The organism is Seonamhaeicola marinus, assembly GCF_008085455.1.
The window spans coordinates 1-287 of record NZ_VSDQ01000481.1; the positions used below are offsets into that span (position 1 = coordinate 1).

At 29.6% G+C, this 287-nt stretch carries 1 protein-coding gene; it reads right to left on the minus strand.

The annotated features are described in order from the left end of the window. Window positions 1-287 (minus strand): hypothetical protein (locus FUA24_RS07830; protein ID WP_148541192.1); only part of this gene is annotated, 287 nt, incomplete at both ends.

Below are 287 nucleotides of genomic sequence, written 5' to 3' on the forward strand. Positions count from 1 at the left end.
AAAATTCCACATAAAATAACGCCAATACATGTAGCCTAATTGGTATTCAAATAAATACCTTAGGTTGTCTGCTAATGATGGTTTTTCAACATCAAAATAATTAACGGCGTAGCGTTTTAAAAAGTTATTGTAGTCTTCATAATCTACATTACCTTGAGCTACTTCTTTTTTGAAATTATTTACAAGGTTGCGTAAATCGTTATCCATTTGATATTCTGGTTTTAGTTTAAAATTTAAAAATCCAGAAAACATCATATAATTTTCGGCATGTTCGCTACTCCACATTC